This window comes from Erythrobacter sp. (assembly GCF_040217515.1).
Lineage (GTDB): Bacteria > Pseudomonadota > Alphaproteobacteria > Sphingomonadales > Sphingomonadaceae > Erythrobacter.
This window is the reverse complement of record NZ_JAVJPT010000007.1, coordinates 46581-70865: the sequence shown is the minus strand read 5'-3', so window position 1 is coordinate 70865 and position 24285 is coordinate 46581. Positions and strand designations below refer to the sequence as shown.

The 24285-nt window shown below is 66.4% G+C and carries 18 protein-coding genes and 1 tRNA gene; 13 read left to right on the top strand and 6 right to left on the bottom strand.

The genetic code is table 11. The features are described from left to right. Window positions 1–55 precede the first annotated feature (55 nt). The gene (locus RIB52_RS08725; RefSeq protein ID WP_350174990.1) at window positions 56–2371 is read left to right on the top strand and encodes a transglycosylase domain-containing protein; all 2316 of its coding nucleotides are present in this window, start codon (window positions 56–58) and stop codon (window positions 2369–2371) included. A 90-nt stretch (window positions 2372–2461) separates the two neighbouring features. Here RIB52_RS08725 and RIB52_RS08720 read toward each other — a convergent pair whose 3' ends face one another. The 3 genes from RIB52_RS08720 to hflK form a co-directional block, all read right to left on the bottom strand. After that, window positions 2462–3991 (bottom strand): Do family serine endopeptidase, encoded by a 1530-nt coding sequence (locus tag RIB52_RS08720; protein WP_350174988.1) that lies wholly within the window; start codon window positions 3989–3991, stop codon window positions 2462–2464. 202 nt (window positions 3992–4193) lie between these two features. Further along, window positions 4194–5030, bottom strand: a complete 837-nt coding sequence (hflC, locus tag RIB52_RS08715; RefSeq protein ID WP_350174986.1) for a protease modulator HflC — start codon at window positions 5028–5030, stop codon at window positions 4194–4196. A 21-nt stretch (window positions 5031–5051) separates the two neighbouring features. Then, window positions 5052–6230, bottom strand: coding sequence for a protease modulator HflK (gene hflK, locus RIB52_RS08710; protein ID WP_350174984.1), 1179 nt, complete (start codon window positions 6228–6230; stop codon window positions 5052–5054). 137 nt (window positions 6231–6367) lie between these two features. On the opposite strand from hflK, the gene RIB52_RS08705 reads away from it, so the two are divergent. From RIB52_RS08705 to RIB52_RS08690, 4 genes are all read left to right on the top strand, one after another. After that, complete coding sequence (locus tag RIB52_RS08705) at window positions 6368–7351, top strand: P-loop NTPase (RefSeq protein ID WP_350174982.1); 984 nt, start codon at window positions 6368–6370, stop codon at window positions 7349–7351. 4 nt (window positions 7352–7355) lie between these two features. After that, window positions 7356–9671, top strand: a complete 2316-nt coding sequence (locus RIB52_RS08700; RefSeq protein ID WP_350174980.1) for a xanthine dehydrogenase family protein molybdopterin-binding subunit — start codon at window positions 7356–7358, stop codon at window positions 9669–9671. A gap of 118 nt (window positions 9672–9789) precedes the next feature. Further along, window positions 9790–10824, top strand: a complete 1035-nt coding sequence (hemH, locus tag RIB52_RS08695) for a ferrochelatase (protein ID WP_350174978.1) — start codon at window positions 9790–9792, stop codon at window positions 10822–10824. An 85-nt stretch (window positions 10825–10909) separates the two neighbouring features. Beyond that, complete coding sequence (locus RIB52_RS08690) at window positions 10910–12316, top strand: cytochrome P450 (protein WP_350174976.1); 1407 nt, start codon at window positions 10910–10912, stop codon at window positions 12314–12316. A 96-nt stretch (window positions 12317–12412) separates the two neighbouring features. Here RIB52_RS08690 and RIB52_RS08685 read toward each other — a convergent pair whose 3' ends face one another. Then, window positions 12413–12583 (bottom strand): DUF1674 domain-containing protein, encoded by a 171-nt coding sequence (locus RIB52_RS08685; RefSeq protein WP_350174974.1) that lies wholly within the window; start codon window positions 12581–12583, stop codon window positions 12413–12415. A 57-nt stretch (window positions 12584–12640) separates the two neighbouring features. Here RIB52_RS08685 and RIB52_RS08680 point away from each other — a divergent pair, with 57 nt between their 5' ends. Beyond that, complete coding sequence (locus RIB52_RS08680; protein WP_350174972.1) at window positions 12641–13897, top strand: RsmB/NOP family class I SAM-dependent RNA methyltransferase; 1257 nt, start codon at window positions 12641–12643, stop codon at window positions 13895–13897. A 7-nt stretch (window positions 13898–13904) separates the two neighbouring features. Here the strand turns inward: RIB52_RS08680 and msrA are convergent, their stop codons facing one another. Then, the gene (gene msrA, locus RIB52_RS08675) at window positions 13905–14468 is read right to left on the bottom strand and encodes a peptide-methionine (S)-S-oxide reductase MsrA (RefSeq protein ID WP_350174970.1); all 564 of its coding nucleotides are present in this window, start codon (window positions 14466–14468) and stop codon (window positions 13905–13907) included. Window positions 14469–14583: 115 nt separating this feature from the next. Here msrA and RIB52_RS08670 point away from each other — a divergent pair, with 115 nt between their 5' ends. The 4 genes from RIB52_RS08670 to RIB52_RS08655 all read left to right on the top strand — a co-directional run bounded on the left by RIB52_RS08670 (window position 14584) and on the right by RIB52_RS08655 (window position 16941). Beyond that, a complete protein-coding gene (locus tag RIB52_RS08670; protein WP_350174968.1) occupies window positions 14584–15420 on the top strand; it encodes a class I SAM-dependent methyltransferase in 837 nt (278 codons plus the stop codon). A 34-nt stretch (window positions 15421–15454) separates the two neighbouring features. After that, window positions 15455–16333 carry an N-carbamoylputrescine amidase gene (aguB, locus tag RIB52_RS08665; RefSeq protein ID WP_350174966.1) on the top strand — a complete coding sequence of 293 codons (879 nt, stop codon included), beginning with the start codon at window positions 15455–15457 and terminating at the stop codon, window positions 16331–16333. Continuing rightward, window positions 16330–16818 (top strand): 2-amino-4-hydroxy-6-hydroxymethyldihydropteridine diphosphokinase, encoded by a 489-nt coding sequence (folK, locus tag RIB52_RS08660; protein ID WP_350174964.1) that lies wholly within the window; start codon window positions 16330–16332, stop codon window positions 16816–16818. The genes aguB and folK overlap by 4 nt, the downstream gene beginning before the upstream one ends. 47 nt (window positions 16819–16865) lie before the next feature. After that, window positions 16866–16941, top strand: a tRNA-Lys gene (locus tag RIB52_RS08655). Here RIB52_RS08655 and RIB52_RS08650 read toward each other — a convergent pair. Further along, entirely contained in the window at window positions 16936–17655 is a 720-nt protein-coding gene (locus RIB52_RS08650; RefSeq protein ID WP_350174962.1) for a queuosine precursor transporter, read from the bottom strand. The genes RIB52_RS08655 and RIB52_RS08650 overlap by 6 nt on opposite strands. 205 nt (window positions 17656–17860) lie before the next feature. Here RIB52_RS08650 and RIB52_RS08645 point away from each other — a divergent pair, with 205 nt between their 5' ends. The 3 genes from RIB52_RS08645 to RIB52_RS08635 all read left to right on the top strand — a co-directional run bounded on the left by RIB52_RS08645 (window position 17861) and on the right by RIB52_RS08635 (window position 24234). Next, the gene (locus tag RIB52_RS08645) at window positions 17861–19402 is read left to right on the top strand and encodes a NupC/NupG family nucleoside CNT transporter (protein WP_350174960.1); all 1542 of its coding nucleotides are present in this window, start codon (window positions 17861–17863) and stop codon (window positions 19400–19402) included. A gap of 82 nt (window positions 19403–19484) precedes the next feature. After that, complete coding sequence (locus tag RIB52_RS08640; protein WP_350174958.1) at window positions 19485–20447, top strand: isopenicillin N synthase family dioxygenase; 963 nt, start codon at window positions 19485–19487, stop codon at window positions 20445–20447. Between the two features lie 310 nt (window positions 20448–20757). Further along, entirely contained in the window at window positions 20758–24234 is a 3477-nt protein-coding gene (locus tag RIB52_RS08635; protein WP_350174955.1) for a TonB-dependent receptor, read from the top strand. Window positions 24235–24285 lie beyond the last annotated feature (51 nt).

The window sequence follows — 24285 nt, the reverse complement described above, 5'->3', positions numbered from 1 at the left end:
CTCTCGCCATGATCCCGGCGGGCCCGGCGAGAGGCGGACGGACTGAATTCATTCGATGTCGAAACGGGGCAGGAACCTGCAGAACAAGGACAAGCGCGGATCGCGCCGGGCTGCGGCCGAGAGGTCTGGCAAGGGCTCTTCGAGGGGTGCCTCGAAAGCCGGCTCGCGCAAGGGCGGCTCGCGCAAGGGCGGCCCCTCGCGGCTGCGGCGCTGGACCGGGCGCATCGCGCTGGGCGGGATCGCCCTGGCGCTTCTGGCGGGCCTGTTCCTGACCGTCGCGGTCGGCTTCGCCGCACGCTCGATCCCGAGCTATTACCAGCTCAAGGCGCAGCAGGCCGGGCAGACCATCCTCGTGCGGGCAAGCGATGGCAGCGAGATCGTCGAACTCGGCCCGTCCTTCGGCGAATGGCTCGATTACGAGGAAATTCCCGAGACCATGACCAATGCGATGGTCGCGGTGGAGGACAAGCGGTTCCGATCGCATTACGGCATCGATCCGGTCCGGACGACCGGCGCGATCATCGAAGGGCTGGTCGGCTCGCGCGAGCGGGTCGGGGGCACATCGACCATATCGCAGCAGCTCGCGCGCAACCTGTTCCTCAATTCCAACCGCACCTTCGACCGCAAGGCACGCGAAGCGGTGCTGGCCATGGCGCTCGAATGGAAATTCTCCAAGGAACAGATCCTCGAGCTTTACCTCAACAAGGTCTATTTCGGCGGCGGGGCCTACGGCATCGATTCCGCCTCGCGCAAGTTCTTCAGCCATCCGGCGACCGAGCTGTCCGTCGCCGAGGCCGCGATCATCGCGGGGCTCGTCAAGGCGCCGAGCCGCTATTCCCCCACCGCCGACGTGCAGGCCGCGGTCGACCGCGCACAGGTCGTGCTGCGGCTGATGCGCGAACAGGGATATATCACGCCCGCACAGGCCTCGGTCGATGTCGATGCGGTCAAACTGAAGGAGCAGGCGGGGCAGAACTCGGTGCGCTATTTCACCGACTGGGCGCTGCCCCAGCTCGACATCCTCCTGCCCGAGACCTTCGCCCCGATCGAGGTGTGGACCACGATCGACATCGGCAAGCAGCGCGCCGCCACCGCCGCGATCGCCGCCAACACCCCTTCGGGCACGCAGGGTGCCCTTGTCAGCCTCGACCGCGACGGGGCAATTCTCGCGCTGGTCGGCGGCACCGACTATGTCGAGACCAATTTCAATCGCGCCACCAATGCGCTGCGCCAGCCCGGCTCATCCTGGAAGCTGTTCGTCTATCTCGCCGCACTGGAGGCGGGGTATCGTCCCGACGACATGGTGACCGACACGCCGGTGAGGATCGACGGGTGGAGCCCGCGCAACGCGAACGGACGCAATATCGGCGAGACGAACCTGCGCACCGCCTTTGCCTATTCGATCAATACGGTCGCGGCCCAGCTCGGTAACGAGGTCGGCTTCGGCACCGTCGCCTCGATGGCGCGGCGCTTCGGGATTTCCTCGCCCGTCTCGACCTTCCCCTCCATGGTGCTCGGCTCTTCGGAGGTCCGCCTGATCGATATGACGCGCGCCTTCGCGGGGATCTCGGCCGGCGGGGTCGGCGTCGAACCCTATGGCATCACCAAGGTTGTCACAGCCGACGGCGAGCTGCTCTACGAGCGCGAGCGTCCGCGCCAACGCCAGCTTGTGCCGGACTATGTCACGGCCGGGATGACCGACCTGCTGCAGGCGGCGGTGCAGACCGGGACGGGACGCGCGGCGCAGATCGGGCGGCCGGTCGCAGGCAAGACCGGGACGACGAGTTCGAATAAGGACGGCTGGTTCGTCGGCTTTTCCTCGGGCATCACCACGGGCGTGTGGATGGGGCGCGACGATGCCAAGCCGGTCCGCGGCCTGCAGGGCGGACGCGCCCCGGCGCAGGCTTTCGCGGCCTATATGCGCTACGCGGTGAAGGATCGCCCGGTCGAGGAATTCGACACCGATCTCGACCTGCCCGACTGGCAGCTCGATGCGGATGACGAATATCGTTTCGGTGATCCCGACGATTATTACTTCATCGACGAGCAGGGCAACCTGATCGAACCCGGGCGGCGCGGGGACGAGGATTCGCCGTTCGGGATCGAGGGCGAACGACCCGAAGCTCCCGATGTCGTGGGCGAGCCGCCGGCGGCGCTCGACGAAGAGGTTCTCGAACGCGCGATCGGCAGCGAACTGCCCGAAGTGCGGCGCGGCAATGCGCAGCAGGAGCGCCGCGAGCAGCAACGCCGCGAACAGCAGCGCGCCTGGCGATTCGAGGGGCCCGAGCCCGCCCCGCAGCCGTCCGCACCGGCGCCTGCGCCGACACCCACCGTCGCCCCGCCACTTCCGGGCGCGACGGGCGGTCCCTAGGCAATCGTCTTTCCGGGCACGAATCGAAAAGGACGCCCGCAGCGATCGCCGCGGGCGCCCTTTGATGGCGTGACAGGTTCGCGCCTCGCCTTAACGCAGGCGCACCGGCAGGAAGCGGGCGGGCTGGCCGCGGCGCTTGATCCGTAGCAGGACCGCATCGCGGCCCTCTTCCTCGGCGGCGGCGATCTGCGCGTTCAATGCCTCGATCGTGGCGACTGTCTCATAATTGGCCGAAAGGATGATGTCGCCCCGGCGAAGGCCCTTGCGGCCCGCATCCGAATTGGGATCGACCGCGGCGATGACGAGACCTTGCGTGTCTTCGTCGACGCCGAGGCTGTTGCGGATCTGCGGCGTCATGGTGAGAACCTGCAGGCCGAGCTTCTCCTCGACATTGCCGTCGGAAGCCTCGGGGTCCATCGGTGTTTCGGCATCCGGATCGAAGACCTGCTGCGAGCGCATCAGCTCTTCCTCGCTCGGGCGTTTGCCGAGAGTCGCGGACAGTTCGACTTCCTCGCCGTCGCGCTGCACCGTGATCGGGATGCGCGTGCCCGGGTCCAGATTGCCGACGATGATCGAAACCGTCTGGTCGGAGGTTACCTCCTTGCCATTGATCTCGGTGATGATGTCGCCCGGACGAAGCCCGGCCGCTTCGGCGGCGCTGTCTTCCTGCACGCTCTGCACCAGCTCGCCGCGATTGCGCTGCAGGCCGAGCGAATCGGCGAGGTCGTCGTCCATCGGCTGCAATCCGACCCCGAGGAACCCGCGTTCGATCTCTTCGCCCGCCATCAGCTGCCGGACGATCGGCGCGGCGGTTTCAGCCGGGATCGCGAAGCCGATGCCGACACTGCCGCCCGAAGGCGAGAAGATGGCGTTGTTGATGCCGATGACATTGCCGCGCATGTCGAACAGCGGCCCGCCCGAATTGCCGCGATTGATGCTGGCGTCGGTCTGGATGTAGCGGTCATAGGCGCCGCCCTGGCCGGTCGTGCGCTGGATCGCGGAGACGATCCCGCTGGTCACCGTTCCGCCGAGGCCGAAGGGATTGCCGATCGCGACCACCCAGTCGCCGACGCGCGCCGTGCTCGAATCCCCGAAGGTGACGAAGGGAAAGCTGCGGTCGGCATCGATCTTGAGCACGGCAAGGTCGCTCGCCGCGTCGGAGCCGACCAGTTCGGCCTCGTATTCGGTCCCGTCGGGCATGGTGATCGTGATCTCTTCCAGCGTCGCATTGCTGTTGGGCGGCGAGACCACGTGGTTGTTGGTCACGACGAAGCCGTCCGAGGAAATGATGAAGCCCGAGCCGAGCGACTGCGCCTCGCGGGTGCGCGGCTGCCCGCCGCGGCGGCGGTTGAAAAGTTCGGCAAACGGCGTGCCGGCGAAGGGATTGGCCTGCACCTGCACCCGCTGGCGGGTGGCGATGTTGACCACGGCCGGCTGCAATTGCTCGGTCAGGTCGGCAAAGCTCGCGGGCGCGCCCTCGCGCGGGACGACGCGGTTCATCACCTGGTCGTCGTTCTGGGCCACCTGCGCCCCGGCGGGAATACCCGTCATCAGCGAGATGGCCGCGCCGCCGACCAGCAGCGCGCTCGAAAGCCCATATACGTAACGCACGGTGTTCACGTCCTCTTATTCCTTGTCCTTGGGCCGCAACGCGGGGAAACAGTCCCGCGTTCCAGCCGGTTCAACAGAAACGCCGGACGAATTCAGCGGAATCGCACTGAACGCGGTTTGAACGCGGCTCGCCCCTTGTCGGCGTATGTCGACGCTTCATCGGCGAGCCCGCGACCGCGCGGCGTCAGGGTGCGCGAGAGGCGCACCCGGTTCAGCGCCGGCCCCGGAACTGCCGCAGGTATTCGTTGTCGGGCGAGAGGATGATCGAGCTGTCGCCGCGCCCTTCCCCTTGCGCGAAACTCTGTTCGTAGCTCTGCATCGCGCGATAGAAATCGTAGAAACTCTCGTCCTTGCCGAACGCCTCGGCATAGATACGCGCGGCCTCGGCGTCGGCTTCGGCGCGGATGATCCGCGCATCGCGCGTGCCCTGCGCGCGAATCGTGCGGGCCTCGCGCTCACGGTCGGTTTCCATCCTGCGGAAGGCCGATTGCAGCGGCGCGCCTTCGGGAAGGTCGGTGCGCTTGATCTGCACGTCGATCACCTCGGCGCCGTATTGCCGCGCTTCGCGGTCGAGATTGGTCCGCACATTGGCGAGCGCGGTGCCGCGCTCGGCGGTGAGCATCGCCTGGAATGTGCGACGGCCCAGCTCCTGGCGCAGCGCCGAGTTCAGGATCGGCTCCAGCGCGCGGCGCACGCCGTCGGTGTTGTTGGCGCGTTCGACCATCGTCACGGGATCGACGATGCGAAAGCGCGCATAGGCATTGACGAGCAGGCGCTGCTGGTCGTTCGAGAGCACTTCCTCGTCGCGCATCTCGAGATCGAGCACGCGCTTGTCGATGCGGCGCAGGCTTTCGAACAGCGGGATGCGAAATTTCAGTCCCGCACCCGAATCGCCGCTCGGCGTGTTGACGGTGCGGACCGGCTTACCGGCCTGGACGACGACGACCTGTTCTTCCTCGTTCACGACATAGGCCGACAGGAACAGGCCGACGAGAGCGACCCCTGCGATCACGAAGGCCCAGCGATACTTGTTCCAGATGGATTCCATGTTTCCTGCGATCCCGTTCGATTATTGTCCGGCCGGCGCCGACTGGCGCGAGCGGCGCTGCAGTTCGGGCAGCGGAAGATAGGGCGTGACGTTGTCCGCTTCGACCACGGTCTTGTCGGTCTGGGCGAGCACCCGCTCCATGGTTTCGTAATAGAGCCGCTGGCGCGTCACTTCGGGCGCGAGGCGATATTGTTCGTAAACCTTGGTGAAGGCCTCGGCCTCACCCTCGGCCCGGCTCAGGGTCTGCTGGGCATAGCCCCGCGCCTCGTTGCGGGCGGCATCGGCGTTCTGTTCCGCCACCGACACGTCGCGGAAGGCATCGACCACTTCGCCGGGCGGGTCGGCCTTGGCGATTTCCACGCCGAGCACGTCGATCCCCGCGCCGTAGGCGTCGAGTCTGTCCTGCATGCGCAGGCGCACGCGCTGCTGGATTTCGGCGCGACCCTGGCCGGTGAAGGTTTCATCGAGCGTCTTTTCCGCGACCGAGGCGCGCATGGCGGCCTCGGCGACTTCGTTGACGGTCTCGATCGGATCGTTGAGCTCGAACTTGAAATCGGCCAGATCCTTGATGTTCCAGCGTACGGTGTAGCTGAGGTCGACGAGGTTCTGGTCGCCGGTCAGGATCAGCTTGGCGCGCTGGTTCGATGCCGGAATATTGACCGCGCGCACGCCCTGCACGTCCTCCACGTCGACCGTCTCGATCGGATAAGGCATGGTGAAATGCAGGCCCGGATCGAGCGTGCGGCTGTAGCTGCCGAGCGTCTTGACAACGCCCTGTTCGCGCGGCTCGACGAGGTGGACGCTGGACAGCAGCACGAAGGCACCGATCACGACGACCACGATCACGGGGACCCAGCTCTTGCCTCCGGGGCGCTGGGGCATGCGGAAATTCGGCCCACCGGGGCCCCCGCCGCGGCGGCGCGGGCCTTCGGGGCCGCGATTCTTGAAAATGTCCTCGATGCTGGCCGAGCGGCGTTTTCCGTTGCCGGAGCCGTTATCGCCTCCGGGAAGCCAGGGATTGCGGGGGCCTTCGCCCTTCGGCCCGTTCTTGTCCCCCGAGGGCGCGTCGCCGCCGCGATCGGCGTCGCCGCCATCCGCGTCACCGTCATCGCCGCTGCCGGCACTGCCCCAGGGATTCTTCCTGCCGGCCATGGCAAGGGTCTCTCCCGCGCCTGCTCCGGCCATACCGAGCCGCTTCATCAAACCATCCAACATTTGCATGATCCCCTTATAGGAACGCGAGTCGGGGAAAAACAGGGGTTTTGCGATTTGAAAAAGCTGCACCTTGGCAAAAACACAATTCAACACCCCCCGAATGGTGCTAGAGGCCGCTGCCCATGAGCGAGGGTAACGAATCCGGCGCCAGCAATGGCCGCGAACCCGCCGTTGAGGAAAAGCGCCTGCGCGCAGCGCTTTCGCCGGCGATCGACCACCGCGTGCGCTCGGCGCGTATCCTGAACGGCCGGGCAATCATCGTCGCCGAGGCGGGCGACCTGTCCGAGGCGAAGCGCGAAGAGCTCGAAGCCGAGATTACCCGCCTGCTTGCGCCGCTGGACGGGGTCGAGGAAGTGCGCATCGCGCTCACCGGCGAACGGCGGCGACGGCGGATCATCGCGGTCGGCAGCGGCAAGGGCGGGGTCGGCAAGTCGACTCTCACCGCCAATCTCGCGGTGGCGCTCGCGCGGCTGGGACGCCGGGTCGGGGTGATCGACGGGGACATATACGGCCCTTCCCAACCCAAGCTGCTCGCGACCGAGGGGACCAAGCCCGAGGTCGAGGACGACAAGCTCGTGCCCCTTGAAAGCCCGCTGGGCGTGCAGGTGCTTTCGATGGGGCATATCGTCGCCCCCGGCAAGGCGCTCGCCTGGCGCGGGCCGATGGCGGGCAAGGCGCTGGGCCAGCTGGTCGAGGCGAATTGGGGCGATACCGAGCTGCTGCTGATCGACATGCCGCCGGGCACGGGCGACGTGCAATTGTCGATGATGGCCGATCATAAACCCGATGGCGTGATCCTCATCTCGACCCCCCAGGACCTGGCCCTGATCGATGCCGCCCGCGCGGGGCAATTGTTCGAACAGGGCGAGGTCGCGATCATCGGGCTGGTCGAGAACATGGCGGGCGAAATATTCGGATCGGGCGGGGTCGAGAAATTCGCAGGCGCGCTCGACATCCCGTTCCTCGGGCGCATCCCGCTCGATGCGCAGACGCGCGAAAGCGGCGATGCCGGAAAGCCGGCCGCCGCAGGCGAGGGCGAGGCGGGAGAGCCTTTCCGTGCCATCGGCGTAAAGGTCGCGCGCTGGCTCGATACCGGGAAAGCCTAGCGCGATGAACCTGTCGCGGCGCGGCATCCTGGCGGGCGCTGCCGCGGGCGGCGGGCTCATCGTCGCGTGGTGGCTGCTGCCGCGCAGCCATTACAACCCGCTCACGCCCGGCGAAGGCGAGCATGTCTTCGGGGCATGGCTGCGGATCGGCGCCGATTCGGTGGTGACGGTGGCCGTGCCGCAGCTCGAGATGGGACAGGGGGTCACCACCGTGCTGGCGCAGCTGGTTGCGGTGGAACTGGGCGCGGACTGGCGACAGGTCGCGGTCGAACCCGCCCCGCCCTCTGGGGCCTACCCCAATATCCCGCTGGCGGAAAAATGGGCTCCGCTTTGGGATCCGCTCGCCGCCGGACTGTCGCAGGCGACCGATGAATTACTGGCCGCCCGCTTCGCCCGTGAGAACCGCTTCAGCGCGACCGCCGAGGGCACGACGCTTGCCGCCTATGAGGACATGGCGCGCGAGGCGGGCGCGGCGGCGCGGGCGATGCTCGCGCAGGAAGCGGCGGAGCGCTGGGGCACGGCGTGGGAGCGGCTCGCGGTCGCAGGCGGGCTGGTCCAGGGCGGCGACGGGCTCACCGCGACATTCGGCGAACTGGCTTCGGGGGCGGCGACGCGCGGCGTGCCCGATCCGCCCCCGCTGCGCCCCGAACCCGCGCGGGAGGAGCCGCTCGCCGCCTTCGCCCCCGGCGCCCCGGCCTTCCCCCGGATCGACTTGCCCGCAAAGGTCGATGGTTCACTGCAATTTGCAGGCGACGTGCGGCTGCCCGGAATGCTCCAGGCCTCGATCCGCCACGGGCCCAATGCCGGCGCGAAGCTGGCGGGCTTCGACGAAGCGGCAGGGTATCGCGTGCCGGGCGTGATCCAGGTAATCGCGGGCAAGCGCTGGCTTGTTGCGGTCGCCGAAACGTGGTGGAGCGCCGAGCAGGCGCTCGAGGCGATGGACCCGCAATTCACCGCCGATTTTCCCGCGAGCAGCGCCGAGATCTCCACCCGCCTCGGCCTGATGCTCGAAAGCGGGGGCTCCTTCCGCATCGCGGAAACCGGCTTCGGCACCGAGGGCTTGACCCGCGTCGATCTCGCGCGACGCTACGAGGTCGAGCCGCACCTGGCCGCCCCGCTCGAAACGGCGAGCGCGACCGCGCGCCTGTCGGACGGGCGGCTGGAGCTCTGGATCGCGAGCCAGGCCCCCGAAAGCGCGCGCAAGGCCGCCGCCGAGGCGATCGGTATCGCGCCCGAGGATGTCGCGCTCTATCCGGTGCCTGCAGGGGGCAGTTTCGATGCCCGGCTGGAGCATGACCATGCGATCGAGGTGGCGCTCGTTGCGCGCGAGGTGGCGAATCGTTCCGCGCAAGGCCCGCGGCCCGTCCAGCTGACCTGGCCGCGCCGTTCGCAGCTGATCAACGCCCGCCCGCGCCCGCCCGCATGGATGCTGCTCGGCGCGCAGCTCCAGCAGGGCGTTCCCGGCAGTCCGGGCACCGGCGGCGCAATCGATGCGCTGCGCGTGCGTATCGCCTGTCCGCCCGCCGCGCTCGAATTCGGCCGTCGCCTGTTCGGCGGGCTCACCCCATGGGCCGCGATCCGCGAAACCGAGGGACGGGACGATCCTCTCGCCTGCACCGGCGCGGTGCCTCCCTACCAATTGCCGAGCGTGATGGTCGAGCACGTGCCTGTCGAGATCGGGCTTCCGGTGGGACGGGTGCGCGGCAATGCCGACAGCTACACCGCCTTCGCGATCGAGAGTTTCATCGACGAGATCGCGCAGAAAAGCGGGCGCGAGCCGCTGTCCTATCGCATGACGATGCTGGGGAGCGATATCCGCCTTGCCGCCTGTCTTCAGCGCGCGGCGCGGCTCGGCGGTTGGGACGGCGGCGCGAGCGGCAGCGGGCAGGGCCTCGCCTGCCACCGGCTCGGCGATGGCCCGGATGCCCCGCGCATCGCCTGCATCGCCACCGCTCGCGGGAGCGAGGCGGGCGTGAGAGTGACCAAGCTGTCGGTGGCGGTCGATATCGGGCGGATCGTCAATCTCGATATCGCCCGCCAGCAGGTCGAGGGCGGGCTGATCTTCGGTCTCGGCATCGCGCTCGGCCGCGCGCCGCGCTGGCGCGGAGGGCTTCCGGCGAGCGAGGATTACGCCGATCTCGACCTGCCGACCCTGGCCGATTGCCCCGAGATAGAGGTCGATTTTATCGCCAGCGAAGCACCGCCCGCCGATCCGGGCGAGATCGGTGCGGTCGTCGCCCCGCCTGCCATCGCCAACGCGCTGTTTTCGGCTACGGGCTTGCGCCTGCGGCGTCTGCCCCTACTTTCGGACGGCATATGACCCGGACAATCCTGCCCCACCCGGTCCGGGCCGCTTTCCAGCCCGGTATCGACACGCCCCGCCCGAGCGCGCGCAATCTCCCCCGGGAACCGCGGCGCGCGGGAGTGTTTGAGGCCTCATGACCTGGCGCGGCCAACAATTACCCCCCGATCACCCCCCGGTGAAAAGTGGCCGCATCGGCGTGCTGCTCGTCAATCTGGGCACGCCGGATGCGCCTGACCCGGTATCGGTGAAGAAATATCTCAGGCAATTCCTGTCCGACCGGCGCGTGATCGAGATCCCGCCGATCGCATGGCAGCCGATCCTGCGCGGCATCATCCTCAACACGCGCCCCCAGAAAAGCGCCGAGGCCTATGCCAAGATCTGGACCCCCCGCGGATCGCCATTGGCCGATATTACCGCGAGCCAGGCCGAGGCGATGGCAGAGGCGCTGGGCGATGCGGCGGTGGTCGATTACGCGATGCGTTATGGCAAGCCGGGAATCGAGGACAAGCTGACCCTGCTCATGCGCGAGGGCTGCGATCGCATCCTCGTCGCGCCGATGTATCCGCAATATTGCGCCGCGACGACAGCGACCGTGTTCGACGAGATCGCGCGCGTGCTTGGCGAGATGCGCTGGCAACCGGCGCTGCGCTTCGTGCCGCCCTATCACGACGACGACAATTACATCGCCGCGCTTGCCGATGACCTCACCCGGCAGGTCGCGGGGCTCGATTTTGCGCCCGAGGTGATGCTGCTCTCCTTCCACGGCATGCCGCTGCGCACGCTGGAACAGGGCGATCCCTATCACTGCCAGTGCTGCAAGACCTCGCGCCTGCTGCAGGACCGGCTGCGCGACCGTCCCGAGTTTGCCGGAACCCGGTTCGAGACGACCTTCCAGTCGCGCTTCGGCCCGGCGAAATGGCTCGAACCCGCGACCGACGACACGCTGATCAAGGAAGGCGGGAAGGGCACGAAGCGCCTCGTCGTCGCCGCGCCCGGCTTCGCCGTGGACTGTGTCGAGACGCTGGAGGAACTCGCGCTCGAAGGGCGCGACGAATTCCTCGATGCAGGCGGCGAGCAATACGCCGTGCTCGATTGCCTCAACACGTCGGATGCCGGGCTCGCCATGCTGGATCGGATGCTGCGGCGCGAGCTTTCCGGCTGGATTTGAGCCTTAGGCTTATTTACACCCCAAGCTTATTTACACTAAGGTCAGTTGCAAACCCGAACCTCTTTTTTGTGGTAAGGACCGGACCATGGCTACCCTCGCACAGCATCACTCGCCTGCCGACGCGCGCTCCTTCGACCACTGGAGCGAAGGCCGACTCGACGAATCGGACCTCTCCCACATCCCCGGCGAGGCCGGTTGGCCTGTCGTCGGCAACACGTTCCGCATGCTCGCCGACCCGCACGGTTTCGCGCGGCGGATGATCGACACCTACGGCAAGGTCTACAAGAACCGCGCCTTCGGCGGCTGGCAGGTCGCGCTGATCGGGGCCGAGGCGAACGAGATGCTGCTGTTCGACCGGGGCAAGATGTTCTCCTCCGAACAGGGATGGGGGCCGATCCTCGACCAGCTGTTCCCGCGCGGGCTCATGCTGATCGATTTCGAGCATCACCGGGTCGACCGGCGCGCTCTTTCGATCGCGTTCAAGCCGGAGCCGATGCGGCATTATTCGGGCGCGCTCAATTCAGGCATCGCGCGCGAGGTCGAGGGCTGGGAAGGGGCGATGACCTTCTACCCCGCGATCAAGAAGCTCACGCTCGACCTTGCCGCCGACAGTTTCATCGGGATTCCGTGGGGGCCTGAGGCGGACCGCATCAACGCGGCCTTTGTCGACATGGTGCAGGCCTCGGTCGCGCCTGTGCGCAAGCCGCTGCCCTTCACCAAGATGAAGAAGGGCGTCGACGGGCGGGCCTACCTGATCGATTATTTCACCCGCGAAACGCACAAGCGCCGCGAACAGGGCGGCGGGCAGGACATGTTCAGCCAGTTCGCCACGGCGACGCGCGAGGACGGCAGCCTGCTGCCGGTCGACGAGGTCGTCGATCACATGAACTTCCTGATGATGGCCGCGCATGACACTATCACCTCGTCCGCGACTTCGCTGATCTATTATCTCGCCAAGAACCCTGAATGGCAGGAAAAGCTGCGCGAGGAAGTGTTCGCGGTGACCGGCGGGCCTGACGGTTCGGGCACGGCGCGCGCGCTCGATTATTCCGATCTCGGCAAGCTCGAACTGACCGAAATGGCGTTCAAGGAGGCCCTGCGGATGATCCCGCCCGTGCCTTCGATGCCGCGCCGCGCGCTCAAGGAATTCGAATATGAAGGCTACCGGATCCCTGCGGGCACGATGGTGGGGATCAACATCTACTGGACCCACCATTCGCAGGATTATTGGGACGATCCCTTCGCCTTCGATCCCATGCGCTTCACGCCCGAAGCGGTGAAGGCGCGGCACAAATATGCCTGGGTCCCCTTCGGCGGAGGGGCGCATATGTGCCTGGGGCTGCATTTCGCCTACATGCAGGTGAAGATCCTGATGGCGCAGCTGCTCCAACGCTACCGCATCGAGGTCGCCGAGGGCTATGCGCCGCAATGGCAGGAATGGCCGATCCCGCAGCCCAAGGACGGGCTTAAGGTGGAATTCGTGAAGCTGTAGGAAACCCTCAGCGACGTTCCTACAGCCGCGATTCCGCTTGGATCCAGGGGGTATGGACGACGCGAACCACGCCCCCCTGGCGCCGCAGGGGCAAATTCAGAAATCCCAGGCGATGCCGTTCTTCTCCCAGTCGCCATAGCGGGTGGGGGAAAGATCGCGCGGCTCGTCCTTTAGCGGATCGACCTTTTTCGGCTCGGGCACGGGGTCGTTGGTCCAGTGCGCGGGCTTCTTGAAATTCTTCGCGGCTTCGGATTTCTGCTTGGTCATGGTCTTTTCCAAATGCGCGCGCTGGCGCTTGGTTTCAAGCGGGTCTAGGGGCGCACAATGCCGAAGACACCGGGCCTTCCGGCGCGCCGCGCCGCGCTCAAGCTTCTCGATGCCGTCCTGCGCCGGGGCGAGACGCTCGAACAGGCCGAGAGCGCGGCGCTTTCCGGGGTCCACGCCGCCGAGGACCGCGCGCTTGCCCGGGCCATCGCGTCCGAGGTGCTGCGCTGGCTGGTCGACTGCGATACCCTGATCGACAGCGCGACGAAGCAGAACCTGCCCGATGATGCCAAGGTGCGCAGCGTCCTGCGGATCATGCTCGCACAGGCGCTGAGGCTCGGCACGCCGCCGCACGCGGTTGTGGCGACGGGCCTGCCACTGCTCGCCGGAGGGCCGCGGCGGCTGGCGCACGGCGTGTTCTCGACTCTGACGAAGCGCGAGGCCGAACTTCCCGCCGTGCCGACCCTGCCCGAGCGAGTCCGCGCGCGCTGGGGCGGGCGCGCCGAGGGAATCGCGCGCGGCCTTGTCGATCCGCCCGAACTCGACCTTGCCCTGAAGGACGCCTCGCAGGCCGCCGAGCGCGCCGCGCGCATGGGCGGGACCAGCCTTGCGCCCGGCCACGTTCGCCTGCCGCGCGGCACGGCGGTCGAGGCGCTGGAAGGGTTCAAGGAGGGCGACTGGTGGGTGCAGGACCTCGCCGCGCAGATCCCCGCGCGGCTGCTCGGCGAAGGCGCCAATGAACCGGGGGGGCGCCACGCGCTTGACCTGTGCGCCGCGCCGGGCGGCAAGACGCTGGCGCTATCCGCCGCCGGGTGGAAAGTGACCGCGCTCGACATCTCGAAGCGCCGCCTCGACCTCTTGAAAGCGAACCTCAAACGCACCGGCCTCGCCGCCTCGCCGGTGCGCGCGGATGCGCTCTCATGGGAGCCGAAGCGCCGCTTCGACGCGATCCTGCTGGATGCGCCCTGCACCGCGACCGGGACCTGCCGCCGCCATCCCGACGTGCTTCACCGCATCGGCAAGGGGCAGATTGCGGAAATGGTCGAGCTGCAACGTGCGCTCCTCACCCGTGCCGCCGACTGGCTCGCGCCGGGCGGGGCGCTGGTCTACGCGGTGTGCTCGTTGGAAGAAGAGGAAGGCGAGCAGCAGGCGCGCTGGATCGCCGAGACGCTCGGGCTGGAACAGGTGCCGTGCGCCGAAGACGAGTTGCCAGGGCTCTCCCCGAACAGCGAGGGCCATGTCCGCACCCACCCCGGCCAGCTGGCCGACACGGGCGGGCTCGACGGGTTCTTCATCAGCCGCTGGCGGAAGGCCTGAAGCCCCCTCAGCCCTGCTTCACCTTGTCGGCGAAGCTCTTGCGCAGCTTCTGCAGCTTGGGCGGAACCACCGCGAGGCAATAGGGGTTCCGCTGGCCTTCGCCTTCCCAGTATTCCTGGTGGTAGTCCTCCGCCGGATACCACGGCTTGACCTGGCCGCCTCTCTCGCCCGCATTGGCATCGAAGCCCTCGATCGTCGTCACGGCCATCTTGCCGTTCTCGGTGTTCCAGCGGCCGATCGCGGCCTTGGCTTCCTCGAACTGGGCCTCGGACAGCGGGAAGATCGCGCTGCGATATTGCGTGCCGACGTCGTTGCCCTGCCGGTTCAGCTGGGTCGGATCGTGCGTGCCCATGAAGATGTCGTAGACCTCGGCAAGGCTGATCGTGTCGGGATCGAACGTCACCCGGATCGCCTCGGCATGGCCGGTGCGCCCGGTGCAGATATCCTTGTAGGTGGGATTGTCCGTATCGCCGCCGATATAGCCGCTTTCGACCTCGCTCACGCCGATCACGTCGCGAAAGACCGCTTCGGTGCACCAGAAGCACCCGCCTGCCATGATTGCCTGTTCCATGCCTTCTCCTGTGCCTCTGAGCGTGACTTAGGAAGGCAACGCAGCAATGTCATCGCTTGTTTCCACGGGCGCGATCACTAATCATGGCACGCATCCCGACGAGAGGAGATTCCCGATGAAACGCCTTGTACTTGCTGCCGCGACCGCACTTGCCGGAGCCGCGACGCTTACCGCCGTTCCCGCCACCGCCGACAATCACATGGAAGCCGCCGGGCCCGCGCTCGAGGACGTGCTTGCCGATTCCCGCCGCGACAGGGATCGCGCGCGCGACCAGTACCGCAACCCGGCCGAGACGCTCGAATTCTTCGGGGTCGAGCCCGACATGACCGTCGCCGAATTCAGCCCCGGCGGCGGCTGGTACACCCGCGTGCTCGCGCCCTATGTCATCCCGGCCGGCAAATATGTCGCGTTCAACACGCCCGCCCGCCAGCCGGCGGAGGGTGACGGCTGGGCCACGACTTTCACATCGAAAGTTTCCGAGGGGATGGGCGTCGATCCTGCGAAGATCAACGCCTTCGAGGTCGGCTCGATGCCCGAAGAGATGGCCGGGACGGCCGACCGTGTGCTGATCTTCCGTTCGATGCACGGGCTCAATGCCGGCAACATGGCCGATAGCGTGCTCAAGACCGCGCGCCAGCTGCTCAAGGACGACGGCATGGTCGGCGTGGTCCAGCACCGCGCGCCCGACGGGGCGAGCTACGACGACTACGGCGCGCGCCAGCGCGGCTATATGCGCGAGGCGGACGTGGTGAACATCTTTGAGGCGGCCGGCTTCGAACTGGTGAAGAAAAGCGAGATCAACGCAAATCCCAACGACCCGGCGAACTGGCCGCGCGGCGTGTGGACCCTGCCGCCGACTCTTGCCACCGGCGAGGACGATCCGAAGCGATCCGAATATCTCTCCATCGGCGAGAGCGACCGGATGACGCTCCTTTTCAAGAAGGCCTATTGATCGCCCGGGGCGGCGACGAGGAAACACGGAAGTCATGCGAAGCATTACCGTCGCCGCCCTCCAGCTGTCACTCGACCGCGGGAGCGAGCAGGCCAATATCGCCGCCGTCGCCGATCTCGTAGGCGAAGCGGCGGGCAGGGGCGCGCGCGTCATCCAGCCGCCCGAATTGTTCTCCACCCCCTATTTCTGCCGCGAGGAGGAGGAGGCGCTTTTCGCACTCGCAAAGCCTGTGGCAGAGCACCCGAGCGTGATCGCGATGCAGCGGCTCGCGGAAAAGCTGAAGGTCGCGATCCCGACCAGCTTCTTCGAGCGCGACGGGCATCACTATTACAACACGCTCGCCATGATCGGACCCGATGGCGCGATCATGGGCACCTATCGCAAGAGCCACATTCCCGACGGGCCGGGCTATGAAGAGAAATACTATTTCCGCCCCGGCAATGACGGGTTCAAGGTGTGGGACGTGCCCGGCGACGACGGCACGCCGGTGCGGATCGGTGTCGGCGTGTGCTGGGACCAGTGGTATCCCGAAGCGGCGCGGGTCATGGCGCTGAAAGGCGCGGAAGTGCTGTTCTACCCGACCGCGATCGGGTCCGAACCCTATGACCCCGATCTCGACACGAGCCGGATGTGGCGCCGCGCGATGCAGGGCCATGCGGTCTCGAACTGCATCCCCGTGGTCGCGGTCAACCGGATCGGCGCGGAGGGCCCGCAAGGCGCGCAGCAGGTCTTCTACGGCCATTCCTTCATCACCGACGAATGGGGTGATCTGATCGCCGAATTCGGGCGGGAGGAAGAAGGCGTGCTGGTCGCCACGCTCGATCTCGAACGCGCCGCCACCCACCGCGCAGGGATGGGCTTTTTCCGCGATCGCCGGCCGAACCTCTACGAACGGCTGGCGCAGGACATTTGAGCAGCCTTTACCTTGTCGCGCTCGGATCGAACCGGCGGCATCACCTTTACGGCCCCCCGCGCTGTGTGGTCCATGCCGCGATGGAGGAACTCGCCGCCTTCGGCACGGTGATGGCACGCTCGCGCGTGGTCCGCTCGGCGCCGATGGGCGCGGCGCAGCGGTGTTTCGCCAACGCCGCCTGCGTGATGGCGAGCCAGTACGATCCGCTCGCTTTGCTCGCCGCTTGCAAGCGGATGGAGCGCGAATTCGGGCGGCGACCCGGGCGGCGCTGGGGCGACCGGGTGCTCGATCTCGACATCGTGCTGTGGAGCGGCGGGGCCTGGAAAGACGCAGCGCTCACCATTCCCCACCCGCATTTCCGAGAGCGCGCCTTCGTTCTCGGCCCGGCCCGCGAAGTGGCGCGCTCGTGGCGCGATCCTGTCACGGGTTGCAGCGTCGCGCAGCTCACTCGCCGCTTGACCCGCCGCGAGGCGCTGCCTAGGTGAGCGCTCCGCAAGGCGGGCCGTCCGGCCCCTTGGCGCGACCCTCCCGGGGGCCCTTAGCTCAGTCGGTAGAGCAACTGACTTTTAATCAGTAGGTCGCTGGTTCGAACCCAGCAGGGCTCACCATTCCTTGCCTGAATGGGTCCTTCCAATCGGTCCTTCGCCATGGGAATCGAGCCAGCGCGCTGCGCGCACGCCGAATGTGATGAGGAACGGCACGAGCACGAGGCTCAACGTCACCTTGGCGATGACCTGCCCGACCAGCAGGCTGGTAATGTCGAATTCGCCGTAGAAGGCGAGCGTGACGAAGATCACCGAATCGACCCCTTGCGAAAACGCCGAAGCCACCGCGCCGCGTGCCATCAGGCCGATCGTCGAGGACCCCTCGCCGCTGCCGCGTAGCCGGTCGAAGATCCAGATGTTGAGCAGCAGCGAAACGAGATAGGCTACCGGACCCGATGCGACCACGCGCCAGAACTGGCCGTGCACCATTTCGAAAGCCTCGAGCGCGCCAGGCCTGCCCGCGATCATCTCGGGCGATGCCGGCAGTGCGAGGACCAAGGTCATCAGGGCGATCGACAGGGCGAGCGGTACGAAGCCCCACCACACGATCCGGTTCGCCATTCCGCGCCCGTAGAGCTGGGCGATCGTGCTCGAGATGACGACAAGCATGAGAAAGGCGAAAATTCCCGATTCCACCGCGAGGTCGGTCGGCCACAATCGAGACTGCTTGTAGGCAAGGAAGCCGGCGAGTACCGTCATGCCGCCATAGACGAGGGTAAAGACGAAAAGCCCCAGCGGCATTGCGATCCGGCGGGGCGCAGAAACGGTCTGTGTCATGCGCCGCAGCGCTAGTCTGACCCGTGCGAAAAGGAAAGGCGCAAGCCCAGCGCCGCATGCATGCCTTCCCGCACCGGAGAATTGATCAAGGACGAGCGCGCCTCTGCGCTATTGCGCAATCCTGCGCGAAGTGCCACTCGGTCGTGCGGCAGCGCGCAATCTCGCGCGCGTGAGGGGTCACCGTCCGAGACACACTCCCTTCGATATGAATGATCGCCCGCGGAGGGGCTGGACCGTCCGCGCGCCCACCACGAGCCGGGTTTCGCCTGTGAACGAAAGCGCCACGTCCATCCTCTTCAGCCTTTTCGGCATCCTTGCCATTCTCGCGATAGCCTATGCGCTCTCCTCTGCCCGGTCGCTCATCCGCCCACGCGTCGTCGGCGCGGCGTTCGCGCTGCAGGCGGCGATGGCGGTTCTGGTCCTTCGCGTGCCTTTCGGACAGGAACTCATCCAGGGCCTGTCGCAGGGGGTCATCGCCCTGCTCGATTATTCGGTCGTCGGGATCGAGAGCGTGTTCGGGCCGATGGACGACAATCCCTTCGCCACCGCCTTTGTCATCGCCGCGCTGCCCGTGATCGTGTTCTTCGCGGCAATCGTCGCGATCCTCTATCATCTCGGCATCATGCAGCGCCTCGTCCGCTGGGTCGGCGGGGCCATCGGCTGGATCACCGGGGTCAGCCGGGTCGAGGCCTTGGGGAGCGCGGCAAACATCTTCGTGGGCCAGTCGGAAAGCCCGCTGGTCGTGCGGCCCTATCTCGCCGCTCTGCCACCTGCGCAGCTTTTCACCCTGATGGCGGTGGGCATGGCCGGGGTCGCGGGCACGATCCTCGCAGCCTATGCAAGCTTCATCGGTGCCGAGGCCGTCCCGTTCCTGCTCGCCGCCGCTTTCATGTCGGCGCCCGGTGGGATCCTGATGGCGAAGATCATCATGCCGGACGAGCCCGTCGCATCCGGATCCGGCACGGTGAACGTGGCCGCGATGGCGGGGGCGCGCTTGCAGCGCAAGGCCGGACCGCCCAGCGAAGGCACGCGGGTCGTCATGGTCGGCGCGAACGGTGAAGAAATCGAACTGCCTCAGCCATCCGGCGGGGCGGGCGCGCCAGGCGCGGCCGGCATCTACGAGCCCGACGGTGGGATCGAGCTCGCCGAGACCTTCGAGGAAGGCCAGCGTCCCGCCAACATCATCGAGGCCGCCGCTCAGGGAACGCAGACCGGAGTCAAGCTCGCGGTCGCGGTCGGCGCCATGGTGATGGTCTTCGTCGCGCTGGTCGCGCTCGCCAACGGGCTGCTTGCAGGTCTGGGATCGGCCATCGTCGCTATCGCCGCGTGGATCGGCCTGCCTCTCGGAGCGGAGACGGCGGCCTGGCTCGAGACGCTGAGCTTCCAGGGACTGCTCGGCACGATTTTCGCGCCGGTCATGTTCTTGATCGGCATTTCCGACTGGGAGCAGGCGCGGCTCGCCGGGGGGCTGTTCGGCACGAAGATCGTACTCAACGAATTCGTCGCCTTCATCGACCTCGGCGCGATGACCGGCGACCAGCTTACCGAGCGCAGCCGGGCGATCGTCACCTTCGCGCTGTGCGGCTTCGCCAATTTCTCCTCGATCGCGATCCAGATGGCGGTGATGGGCAGCCTCGCCCCGAACCAGCGCCCCGCGATCGCTCGGCTGGGGCTCAAGGCGCTCGCCGCCGGCAGTCTTGCCAACCTGATGAGCGCGGCGCTCGCCAACCTTTTCCTGCCGCTTTGACCGGGGTCAAGGGCGCTGTGCAGGGTCGGCGGCAGGGGCTTTGGCTGGCAGAGTCCCGCCGCACCCACTAGATAGGCTTCCCATGAACGATACCGCACATTCCCCCGCCGCTGCCTCCGCCGAAGCCGACATCGCCCTCGTCTCCATCGCCCAGCCGCTCGAAACGATCGCCGACGAACTCGGCCGCAGCTTTTCCGAGTACGGCTTCGCGGTGATCCGCGACCACGGCATTCCGCAGGACCTGATCGCGCAGGCGGAGGCGAAGAGCCGCGAGTTCTTCGCCCTGCCCGAAGGCGTCAAACGCGCCTACAAGCTCGATGGCGGCGGCGGCGCGCGCGGCTATACGCCGTTCGGGACCGAGAAGGCGAAGGACGCGGAAATCTTCGACCTCAAGGAATTCTGGCATGTCGGGCGAACCCTGCCCGAAGGCCACCAGCTGGCCGAATTCATGGCGCCCAACATCTGGCCCGAAGAGGTCGAGGGCTTCGAAGAGGTGTTCAGCGATCTGTTCGCCGCCTTCGAGACCGCCGGCCTGCGGGTGCTCGAGGCGATCGCGCTCCATCTCGGGCTGGCACGGGACTTCTTCGCCCCCACGGTCGAGGACGGAAATTCGGTCATGCGCCTGCTCCATTATCCACCCCTCGGGCCCGACGCTCCCGAGGGCGCGATCCGTGCGGCTGCGCATGGCGACATCAACACGATCACCCTGTTGCTTGGCGCGGAGGAGGCCGGGCTTGAACTGCTCACCAGGCAGGGCGAATGGCGCGCGGTCGAGGTTCCCGAAGGCGCACTCGTCATCAATGTCGGCGACATGCTCGAGCGGCTCACCAACGGACGCCTGCGATCGACTACGCACCGAGTCGTCAATCCGCGCGGGGAAGCGGCGCGGCGGTCGCGCTATTCGATGCCGTTCTTCCTCCATTTCCGGCCCGATTACGTGATCGAGCCGCTGCCCGGCTGCGTTGCCGAGGGCGAGGAGGCTCCCGAACCAATCAGCAGCCACGATTTCCTGATGCAGCGCCTGCGCGAGATCAATCTCGCCTGAAGCGAGTCTTCCGCAGGCCCTGCGCCTGGATGACGGAATTGTTACACCGGGCTTCTGCGGGCGCCGCTTCGGAGGCCTGCAAAAGGCTTGTCCGGCAAAAAGCCGGGCTTCGTTGCCGTCGTGCAACACATTGCCCTGAAGCCCGCTGAATTCCGGGTGTTTGGCGGACTCTTCAGGCCATCTGTCAGCCGCCTTGCGGAAGGCCTTTTTGCTGTTTCACAGAACCGTCACGCAACCGTCAATTTTGTGCAGCGCAACGCACCTAGGAGCGGCCCCGGCTTTCCTTCCAATCTTCTCCAGGGGCTATACCATGAAGATCAAATATCTCCTCGCAGCGAGCGTCGTCAGCCTCTCTGCAGCCACCGCCATGGTCGCGGCTCCCGCCGCGGCGCAGCAGATCACCTCGGGTATCGAGGGTCAGGTCACCGACGATGCCGGCGCCGCGATCCCGGGCGCCGAAGCGACGATCGTCAACGAGCGTACGGGCGCGACTCGCCGCGCGACCACGGGCAATTCGGGCACTTTCCGCGTCTCGAACCTGCCCCCGGGCGGGCCCTACACCGTGACCGTCACTGCCCCCGGTTTCGAAGGTCAGACGGTGCAAGAGGTGTTCGTCAACATCTCGGGCAATACCGGCTTCACCTTCACTCTCAGCTCGGCGGCGGATGCCACGGCGGAGACGATCATCGTCACCGGCGCCCGCGCGAAGGTCACGCAGCTCGCGGTCGGCCCGGGCACGGCCTTCGGCGCGGAAACGCTCGAAAACTTCCCCTCGGTCACGCGTGACATTCGCGACATCATCCGCATCGACCCGCGTGTCAGCCTCGAGCAGTCGAACGACGTCGATCGTATCTCCTGCCTCGGCGGGAACGACCGGACCAACACCTTCACCGTCGACGGCATCATCCAGTCGGACGTCTTCGGCCTGAACGGAACGCCCTTCGCCGCGCGCAACGCGCTCCCGCTGCCGTTCGACGTGGTCGATCAGGTCTCGGTCGAATTCGCGCCGTTCGATGTCGAATACACCGATTTCACCGGCTGTCTCGTCAACGTCGTGACCAAGGCCGGTTCGAACGAATTCCACGGCTCGGCCTTCTACCAGTATTTCGATGAGGGTTTCCAGGCCGACACGGTCGAGCTCGCCGATGGCGAAGTGATCCCGATCAATGCCGGCCGCGAAGAACGCTGGGGCGCCACGCTCAACGGCCCGATCATTCCCGATCGCCTGTTCTTCTCCTTCGGCTACGAAGAAGTGACGATCCAGGACGGCTTCAACGACGGTCCTTTCGGCTCGGGCGCGGCGAACGACGTCGACTTCGTCACGATCGAACAGTTCAATCGCTTCGCGCAGATCGCGAACGACCGTTACGGTCAGGATATCGGCGGCCTTCCGGGCCAGCTTCCCGAGGGTAGCGTGCGCTATTTCGGCCGTGTCGACGCTCTGATCACGAACGATCACCGTCTCGAGGCGACCTACCAGCGGCTCGAGGAAACCAATGTCGAGAACGACTCCGGCGGCAACACCTTCACGGGCTTCAACTCGTTCGAGGACGAAGGCACGATCTCGGACTATTACTCGGTTCGCCTTTATTCCGACTGGAGCGACACGATCTCGACCGAGCTGCGCGTTTCGCGCGCCGAAGTCGGTGACGTGCAGGGTCCGGTCGGCTTCGGCGAAGCCCAGTCGGACAATCCGACCCCGCGCCTCGTCGTCGGTTTCGACAATGAAACGAACGGCCTGATCCCGGACGGCAACAATGGTGGTCTCGCCACCGGCCCGGGCATCTTCCGTTCCGCCAACCAGCTCGACACGAAGATCGACCAGGCTCGCTTCCTGATGAACATCGATGCGGGCGACGGTCACTTCCTCAAGCTCGGCGCCGAGATCAACGACCTCGAAGTCTTCAACCTGTTCGCCATCAACGCGACCGGCACGCTTTTCTTCAACGGCCTCGACGATTTCGAAGCCGGCCTGCTGGCTCCGGGCACTGCGAACATCTTCGACGGTCCCGACGACGTGATCGAAAGCGGCACGGGCGGCGCGGTCATCAGCGCGGCGATCGACGGCGACATCAACAACGCCGCGGCGCGTTTCAGCCGCCGGACCTATTCGGTCTTCGCGCAGGACGAATGGCAGGCGACCGACCAGCTGAGCATCACCGCGGGCATCCGCGTGCAGCTCTATGACGGCGACGCCCCGCGTGCGAACCCGCTGTTCCTGCAGCGCTTCGGCTTCACCAACGCGGTCGATTTCGGCGACATCGATCCGGTGGTCCTTCCCCGCATCGCTGCGACCTACGAGTTCGACAATGACGGCTTCTTCTACAACAGCCGCCTGACCGGTGGTGTCGGTGTCTTCGCCGGCGGCGACCCGGTGGTGTACTTCTCGAACGCCTTCTCGAACGATGGTTTCGCGACCTTCGCCGCCAACACCGGCGATTGCGACCCGAGCCAGCTGAACATCGACCCGGCCACCGGCCAGATCTCGGTTCTCAACGGCGGCAACTTCACCGGCATCCCGCAGTGTGTCATTGACATTGCGGCTGCCGGTGCGGCCGAAGGTCGCGGCGACGTGCAGTCGACCTCGCCCGATTTCGAACTGCCGACGGCGGTGCGTGCCAATCTCGGCTTCGCCACTAATTTCGGGACCGAAACCGGGTTCTTCTCGAACTGGCGCCTGAACATCGACTACATCTACACCCGGTTCAACGACACGCTGAACGTCAACGATCTGGTGCAGGTGATCGACCCGAGCCTCGGAAACAACGGCTTCACGGTCGATGGTCGTCCGATCCGTCGCCCGATCGATCCGCTGAACGACGGTTGTAACGCGGTGTTCCAGCAGGCCACGCCGCCGACCTACTCGAACGTAACGCCGGAATGCTTCGGCACGCGTCTCGACGACTTCGTGCAGCTCAACAATGGCCCGAGCTTCGAAAGCCACAACGCTTCGCTGGTGCTCAGCAAGCGGTTCAGCGAAGGCCTCTTCACCGAGGGCGGCAGCGTCAACGTGAACTTCGGCTATGCCTTCTCCGACAGCGAGCAGACCAACAATTTCCGTTCGTCCACGGCGACTTCGACGATCGACAACTTCCCGGCCTTCAACCGCCAGGATCCGGCCGTGTCGCAGTCGGGCTTCGAAACCCGTCACAACTTCACCTTCTCGCTCAACTGGCGTGAAGAGTTCTTCGACGGTTACGACACCGGTCTCGGCCTGTTCTTCCGCGCGTCGGAAGGCCGTCCGTACAGCCTCGTCTTCGACGACGGTCGCCCGTTCTTCGAAGATGCGAGCACGCGTGAACAGAACAACCTGCTCTACATCCCGACGGGGCTGAACGACCCGAACCTGTCGCCCGACAGCGATCCGGCGGCGGTCAGTGCGCTGCTCGATGCGCTGGAGAACGGCAACGGCATTGTCAGCGACCTGAACTGCGAGTTCACGCCGGGTGAGACGATCGCGCGCAACACCTGCCGCAATCCGTGGTTCTTCGATGTCGACATGCGTTTCAGCCAGGAACTGCCCTTCATCGGCAGCCTGACGGGGATCAAGGAAGACCGCATTGAGCTCTTCGTGGACTTCTTCAACTTCCTGAACATGCTTGACAGCGGCTGGAACGTGCGTCGCCAGCTCGGTGGCTTCCAGGGCCGTGTCGACCTGGTCGACGGTGCCTTCGACGATCAGGGCCGCTATGTGATCGACAACTTCTCGCCGCGTGCGGGCGAGGCGAACACCGCGGTCAACAACTCGATCTGGCGCATCCAGATCGGTGCGCGCTACGAATTCTAAACCGTAGCCGTCCGATTGCCGGAAACACGCGAGCGGCGGGGCCCAATGGGC